This is a genomic window from Stenotrophomonas sp. SrG, from assembly GCF_050031795.1.
GTDB lineage: Bacteria > Pseudomonadota > Gammaproteobacteria > Xanthomonadales > Xanthomonadaceae > Stenotrophomonas > Stenotrophomonas rhizophila_A.
The window spans coordinates 1-242 of record NZ_JBNBBE010000943.1; the positions used below are offsets into that span (position 1 = coordinate 1).

General features: G+C 68.6%; 1 protein-coding gene. It reads left to right on the forward strand.

Features of this window, described 5'->3' with window-relative positions:
* Positions 1–242: S16 family serine protease (locus ACQG3P_RS22275; RefSeq protein ID WP_426806268.1), on the forward strand; the 242-nt coding region annotated here is incomplete at both ends.

The window sequence follows — 242 nt, forward strand, 5'->3', positions numbered from 1 at the left end:
CCGGCGGTGCTGGCCAAGCCGGCCAAGGCCGGCAAGAAGGCCGCGGCGAAAAAGAAGGCACTGGGGGTGGTCACCGGCCGGAACCTGGAGAAGTACCTGGGCGTGCGCCGCTTCGACTTCGGCCGCGCCGAAGAGCAGAACGTGATCGGCCTGGTCACCGGCCTGGCCTGGACCGAAGTGGGCGGCGACCTGCTTCAGTTCGAATCCACCCTGGTCCCCGGTAAGGGCGCGCTGATCCTGAC